Origin of the sequence: Bacillus sp. 22446, from assembly GCF_052044955.1 — a bacterium.
GTDB classification, from domain to species: Bacteria; Bacillota; Bacilli; order Bacillales; family Bacillaceae; genus Bacillus; species Bacillus altitudinis.
This window is the reverse complement of sequence record NZ_JBQEOD010000009.1, coordinates 147,135-154,196: the sequence shown is the minus strand read 5'-3', so window position 1 is coordinate 154,196 and position 7,062 is coordinate 147,135. Positions and strand designations below refer to the sequence as shown.

The following is a 7,062-nucleotide window of genomic DNA, read 5'->3' as shown; positions in this document are numbered from 1 at the left end:
AAAGGTTTTCTATCACGCTGAAAAGAAGACAAAGGGCTAAAATCAAGTTCATTTTAGCCCTTTGTCAACAATTTGATACCCGCCATTGAGGCGGGTTTTTTCATGCGTTTCTAAGCTTTCTTTTTCATTAAGAATGAAGCAATGATGGCGGCTGCTAAGAAACCGATACTGATAATCGAGCTAGGTAAGTTCTCTGGTCTGAATAGGAACAGAACAAAACTGACACTGAGTACAAGACCAGCAAATAAAGTGAAATACGGAAATAACCAAACTTTGAAATACGGCTCCTGTGGATATCTTGGACGCAGTTTCAAATGTGCCAGACAGATGCTGATCCAAATAAGAGAAACCGCAAAACCAGGAATAGCCAGCATATAGCTGAAAATTTGATCTGGGTACAAGTAAGCAAAGAATGTTCCGATTAAAAGAAACAGAACGGTCACCCATAAACTTAAAATAGGTACACCTCTTTTGTTGACCTGTGCCAGCTTTTTTGGACCGCCGTCTGATTTAGATAGAGAATGAATCATTCTCGTCGTACCGTAAATACCAGAGTTGGCGGCAGATAGAACAGCTGTAATTAAGACGAAATTAATGAAGTGAGAGGCACCCTGCATGCCAGCTGCTGAAAAGACTTGGACAAAAGGACTGTTATTCGGATCAATTTGATTCCAAGGAATGAGTCCACAAATAATCAAAATCGGCAGTGTGTAAAACAAGATGATGCGCCACATCATACTTTTGACAACACCAGGTAACACCTTTTCTGCATCCTTTGTTTCTGTAATGGTCAGCCCGATCAATTCAGAGCCTCCATACGAGAAGATCACCACTAATAATGAGGCAAAGACAGCACCCCATCCGTTCGGGACAAAGTTTTGGTAATTGGTGAGAACAGGCGTGCTTTGTTCGCTCGGAATGATTCCAAATAATAATGCAGCACCGAGAATAATAAACACAATAATAACGAAAATCTTCATTCCAGCGAACCAAAACTCAATTTCACCAAAGTATTTTACATTATTTAAATTAATTCCGATGACTAAGAGCGAGCAAAGTAAACATAAAGACCATAAAGGTACGTTTGGCATCCAATATTGAAGTAAACTCCCCGCTGCAATGATTTCAATGACACATACAGTGAGCCACATAAAACAGTAAACCCATCCGACAACAAATGAAAAACGTTGACCAAGCGCAATCTGTATGAGGTCGCGAAGGTTATTCCCCGGGTAGACGATGGCCATTTCAGCTAAAGCCGCCATGACAATGAGAAGAAGCAATCCAGCAAATACATAGGAAAAGATAACTCCAGGACCTGCTAAGCCGATTGTATCGGCACTTCCTTTAAAGATTCCTGTACCAATGACCCCGCCCATCGCAATCATGCGAATATGACGCGGCGATAAAAGCTTTTTTAATTCGTGTTGTTCCTGATTCGCGCTCATGACGTTCTCCTTTTTTAAAATGCTTATGTTCCATTTTCTTTTTTCGAGCGGTCAGTGTCAATATAAAAAAAGAGATTTTTCAGACAAAATAGGCGGTTGATTCTATCAAATGAGCCGTTTTCTTCCATAAATCCTTTCCATGACCCATCCCCAAAATCTGAAACTTCGTGAAAAAATGATCATTTGCCTTCATTCTGACATAAACAATTTTCAGTTTTTGTCGATATATCTTTTGTATTACTAAAGTCCTAATAAAGAATTATTTATAACTGTAAAATATTTCAAAAAAGTATGGAAGAATGAAAGGAGTTATTGAAGATGTTTATGAGAAAAGCAAGTGATTCATCGTCGGGGGCCCTTCTTAGTGAAAGCAGTCAATTAGTTGAACGAATTGAGAAGGGAGATTTTTCAGCCAGAATTGATACTGCTGCATTCTCTTCTAGTCAAACAATAGAAGCTGTGGCTCAAATAAATGAAGCGTTGCAAAAGATGCAAGAAGCGCAAGAAGATATTCATATGCGTATGAATTTAGTGACAAAAGCGATTCAAGTGGGTCTATGGGATATGACGGTTGTAGCAGGAGATCCTGTGAATCCAAAAAACGAATTCACATGGACGGATGATTTCCGCAAAATGCTAGGTTTCCAAAATGAAAACGATTTTCCGAATGTCTTAGACAGTTGGGCATCTCGAATTCATCCAGATGAGCAGGAATACACCTTGAATGCATTCTCTACGCATTTATTGGATCATTCTGGCCGTACACCGTATGATATCGAATATCGTCTGATGTTGAAAAATGGCGAGTATCGCTGGTTCAAAGCAACTGGAACGACGATTCGAGATCGAAATGGGGTACCTCTTCGTGTGGCAGGGGCTCTTTTTGATATTCATGATCAGAAATTGAAAGAAGAAGAGCTGCAAGCATTCGTGACAAGATATGACTTGATCAACCGTGCGCTTGTGGAAGCGCCTTGGGATATGGTTGTAGAGGCTGGCGATCCTGTCAATCCAAACAATGAATTCTGGTGGTCTCCGCAGTTTAGAAAAACGCTTGGTTTTACAGATGAAAAGGATTTCCCGAACGTGTTGAGCAGCTGGAGTGATCGTTTGCATCCTGAAGATAAAGAATCGGCTCTCCAAGCCTTTGCGGATCACTTAAATGACCATTCTGGCCGTACACCATTTGACATTGATTATAGATTGCAGAGTAAAAATGGCGAGTACCGCTGGTATCATGCGGGTGGTGAAACCATTCGTGATGAGAAGGGTGTCCCTTTACGTGTCGCAGGAACGATTCGTGATATTACGTTAGAAAAAAATAAAGAAAAAACAGCCAATGAAATGGCTTCTCAAGTAGAGCAGCTTTCAAGTTCTATTAGTGAAATGGTATCTGGCATCAGTTCTGTGACAAACCAAGCACAGGAGCTTGCTGTCGCCCAAGAGCAGTCAACGTCTGCTGCTAATCTGGCGAAAAACAGTGCAGATGAGACGAAGAACATTTCAGACTTAATCAAAGAAGTGGCAAACCAAACGAATCTGCTTGGTTTGAATGCCGCAATTGAAGCAGCAAGAGCAGGCGAGCAGGGCCGCGGTTTCTCAGTCGTTGCCGATGAAGTGCGTAAGCTAGCGCTTCATAGTGCCAATGCGACAGAAAATATCGAATCTAGTTTAACTGAAATGAAAACACAAATCGATCAAATTCTTGAAAATATCTCCAATATGACAGCTCTTACGCAAACACAGGCTGCTTTGACAGAGCAAGTGAACGCTTCCGTTGATGAAGTGAATCATATGTCTCAGCGTCTAGTGGCATATTCAAAGAGTATCTAATGTCAAAAAACCGCCTTTTCATCAGAAGGCGGTTTTTTTATTTAAGCATGATCTGCTGGGAAAACAATACCGGCGTCTTTCCTAGCGGCTTCAAGAACCTTCATGACAGAAAGACTGTCATCAAGCCATTCATAACACTTTTCGACATTTCCGGTTTCAATGATATGCTGAAATGCTTCTGCTTCATAAAACAGGCGGTTCGAATTGGTTTGTGCATTGAGTGAAGTGACTTGGTCTCCTATATGCAGCAACACTTCCTCACAGCCATTCGCACCATTTTTCACATGCAGGAACCCTTTTTCCCCTTGAATCAAAGCGAAATTCATACTGCTTGTATCTTTGCTGCCAACACTTGTGGCGATGAAATCATTGTAAGTAAAAGTTAAAACACCAGATGTGTCGATGCCGTTTGGATGGCGGTTGGCCTGGTAACGAACGTCTTTCGGTGAACCAAATAGATTCATAATGAAATGAACATTGTAAATGTTAATATCCATGAGGGCACCGCCAGAAAACTCTGGGTTAAAGACATTCGGCGTTTCCCCGGCGAGCAGCTGATTATATTTACTTGAATATTGACTGTAGTTGCATTGAACGAGTTTGATTCTACCTAATTGATGAAGGTGTTTTTTGATTAAATGATAGTTGGGCATATGAACGGTCGTAATGGCTTCAAATAGGAAGAGCTGCTTTTCCCTTGCGAGAGCGATTAAGGCTTCTAGCTCTTTCACATTAGAGGTAAAAGGCTTTTCGCAAATCACATGTTTTCCGTGTTTCAATGCAGCCGTGGCATGCTTGCTATGTAAACGATTGGGTGATGCGATATATACCGCTTCTATGTGGGGATCTTCTAACATAGCGGTTAAATCCGTATAAGTCGTTTGCACCCCAAATTGATCTGCGAGTTTCTTTGCCGTAGCTTCCTTTCTTGAATAGACAGCGTGGCAAGAAGCACCTTCAAGCTGTTCAATTGCCTGGAGGAAACCTTCCACAATCACACCTGTTCCAATGGTTGCTATTCTCATTCTATTCATAACCCCTTTCATGCGATTGATGTCACGTCAAGCTGTCTCTAGTATACCTGATGTTTTCATCCAACGTGTACTTAACAGCTAGGCGCAGAGGGGTGCCAGTAAAAAATACCGGCACATCTTTGGCAGCCTCTACAATTAACTAATGTTAGCTAATGTTTGTTTCGTTAACAGTTGAATGGCCGCCTTCCTCTTTTTTAACTCTTGAATGGATTTTTGAATATCTTCTACTTTTTGTTCGAGCAGCTGTTCCGCTTCTGTTTTCGACTGTTTCTCGAATAGTGACGTGATAATTTCTCGAATTTCTTTGAGTGAGAAATCTAGCTTTCTTGCTTCAGTGATAAAGGATAGCATGAGTACATATTTTTTATCATATAAACGATAGCCGTTATGTGCTCTCTTAGGCTCGGGGAGCACACCCTCATTTTCATAAAAACGAATGGTTTCAATATGTACACCAGACATTTTTGACAATTTTCCTCTCGTAAATGTAATCATTCCCTGCACCTCCTTTCTTTGCTATCCATCATACAATTAGATTTGCTAGTTTCAAAATATTCTCCGATGAACATTTGTTCCTTTTCATACTGTTAAAATGAGAGGTCTGTTCTATTCACAGCGGATTTCATAGAATAGGTTATAATAGATGAGGATGAAGTGATTTTTTGTTACAGATATGAACAAGTAGACAGTGTGAGAAAAAAACGATAGGCTAAAATAGGTACATAGTATGATGAACAGCATGTGATCATGTAGATGATCACTCAAAATAGTGACAGCATGTTTTGCTGAGAAAAGGGGAGCAGTGAATGTATAAATTAGTCGCAATTGATATGGATGGTACGTTATTAAATGATCAGCATATGGTGCCGGATGAGGTGTTTGAAGCCATTCAACAGGCGAAGGCAGAAGGCGTTAAAATTGTTTTATGTACAGGCCGGCCGATTGGCGGGGTGCATCGCTATTTAAAAGAGCTGCAGCTTGATCAAGAGGGGGATTATGTCATCGCCTATAATGGAGCGCTTGTACAAAACAGCCATACAAATGAGGTCGTATCAGAATTAACTTTATCCTATGATGATTTGACTTCTTTATATGAACTGAGCCGTCAGCTGGATACACCTATGCATTATTTCGATTCAGCTCATCTATACACACCAAATCGGGATATTAGTGAATACACGGTACTTGAATCGTACTTAACGAAATTGCCGCTTAAGTATTTACCTGTCGAAGAGGCAGACCCATCCATGAGACTTCCGAAGATGATGTATATTGATCAGCCAGAACGTTTGGAAAAGACGATACAAGCCATTCCATCTGAAGTGAAGGATCAGTACATGATGGTAAAAAGCACAGATTTCTTCCTAGAAATTCTCCATCCTGATGTGAGCAAAGGGAATGCAGTGAAGCTTCTAGCGCATGAACTGGGGATTTCTCGTGAAGAAGTGATGGCGATTGGTGACAATGGGAACGACGTGTCGATGCTAGAATTTGCGGGCTGTGGCGTTGCGATGGGAAATGCCATTGAAGATGTCAAAGCAGTTGCGGATGTTGTGACAAAATCCAATAACGAAGCAGGAGTGGCACATGTCCTGCATGAGAGAGTCATCGGAAAATAAAGAAAGAGCGGTCTACCAATAGGGTAGCCGCTTTTTTATATGTGTGAGAAAAAGTAAACAAGCATACGTCTGCTGTTCAAATTTGTTTTTTCGAGCATCGCCTTTACATGATCATGCACCGTATGAGGCGAGATAAATAACGTACTGGCAATTTCTTTTGTGGATTGTCCTTTTATTAAGCAGTCAAGGACGTTCATTTCTCTTTCTGTTAGCCGATATGTTTTCGCTATATAAGGAAGGATGTCACTTGTTTGAGCTCGTTTAATATGAATCATGACAGCCTCTTCCTGCCCGGCTGCTTGTGCTAAACGAAATGCTTGAAGAGAGAGAAAACGCCCTGTCGGCATTCTGGTGATGCTGACCGCTGTTTGGTCACCGCCGCCATATAAAAGCTTAGCACCTAATGCTCTAAACGGACGGGGCATGATGGCACCGTCATGAATTTGCTCAAAGGTTTGGAAGGTGTGGAGCCAATGAAGTCCGGTTTCATTTCCATAAAGAAGATGGTAATCGTGTGAAAGAATGAGGAAGCCTTGGTGTTCCGCCGTTTCATCTTCTTCCGTTTCTCTTCTTTTAAAAAGTTCATCTCTCAGCTTAGCTGCGAGTGCTGGTGTTTGGCGACTAACCGCTTGTATATCTTGTTCATGAAAAGGTTCCTTCTCCTTTTTCCGATAAAGGCTGGCAATTCCCCAGCATTCACCTTGAATCACAAGGGCTGCCCGCAATTCATCTGCCCATCCGTTAGGTAACAAAATGTGCTGGTATCGACCACTATTGATGTATTCTCCGCTTTGGACGAGACTTGCAGCGTGGACAGGACCTTTCGCTAGATCTTCATGCTGGTGCACATCTTTTTTTAAATATTCATTTTGAAACAGCTCGTTATGTATGGCTTCAATCGGTTCATCTGTAAAAGAACCCGTCGAGAGGAGAGTAGCTGGATCAATGGTTGTGATACAGGCAGCATCAAAATCACAGATAGCAGCAAGTTCATCTCGAATGCTTTTTCTCAGCTGCTGAAAATGAGCGGCTGGATTGTTCATTTGATCTCCTCCTCAATATCCCTACTTTTAGGGATCGTTTTTTCTCATCTATCTTCTTACAATGAAGATAACATACCGTTAGTGT

At 41.3% G+C, this 7,062-nt stretch carries 6 protein-coding genes; 2 read left to right on the top strand and 4 right to left on the bottom strand.

What is annotated here, in order from left to right; genetic code table 11:
- Positions 1–110 precede the first annotated feature (110 nt).
- Positions 111–1,448 (bottom strand): amino acid permease, encoded by a 1,338-nt coding sequence (locus ACTJJD_RS16090; RefSeq protein ID WP_007498042.1) that lies wholly within the window; start codon positions 1,446–1,448, stop codon positions 111–113.
- 318 nt (positions 1,449–1,766) lie between these two features.
- Between ACTJJD_RS16090 and ACTJJD_RS16085 the strand changes: the two genes are divergently transcribed.
- Positions 1,767–3,281 (top strand): methyl-accepting chemotaxis protein, encoded by a 1,515-nt coding sequence (locus ACTJJD_RS16085; RefSeq protein WP_171465931.1) that lies wholly within the window; start codon positions 1,767–1,769, stop codon positions 3,279–3,281.
- Between the two features lie 41 nt (positions 3,282–3,322).
- Here ACTJJD_RS16085 and ACTJJD_RS16080 read toward each other — a convergent pair whose 3' ends face one another.
- Together ACTJJD_RS16080 and ACTJJD_RS16075 are read right to left on the bottom strand one after the other, a co-directional pair.
- Complete coding sequence (locus tag ACTJJD_RS16080) at positions 3,323–4,306, bottom strand: Gfo/Idh/MocA family protein (protein WP_048001195.1); 984 nt, start codon at positions 4,304–4,306, stop codon at positions 3,323–3,325.
- Between the two features lie 144 nt (positions 4,307–4,450).
- Positions 4,451–4,810 (bottom strand): MerR family transcriptional regulator, encoded by a 360-nt coding sequence (locus tag ACTJJD_RS16075; RefSeq protein ID WP_007498034.1) that lies wholly within the window; start codon positions 4,808–4,810, stop codon positions 4,451–4,453.
- 311 nt (positions 4,811–5,121) lie between these two features.
- Here ACTJJD_RS16075 and yidA point away from each other — a divergent pair, with 311 nt between their 5' ends.
- On the top strand, positions 5,122–5,934 hold the full coding sequence (gene yidA / locus ACTJJD_RS16070; RefSeq protein WP_008345739.1) for a sugar-phosphatase: 813 nt from the start codon (positions 5,122–5,124) through the stop codon (positions 5,932–5,934).
- Between the two features lie 35 nt (positions 5,935–5,969).
- Here the strand turns inward: yidA and ACTJJD_RS16065 are convergent, their stop codons facing one another.
- Positions 5,970–6,977 (bottom strand): helix-turn-helix transcriptional regulator, encoded by a 1,008-nt coding sequence (locus ACTJJD_RS16065; RefSeq protein ID WP_099496958.1) that lies wholly within the window; start codon positions 6,975–6,977, stop codon positions 5,970–5,972.
- Between the last annotated feature and the right edge of the window lie 85 nt (positions 6,978–7,062).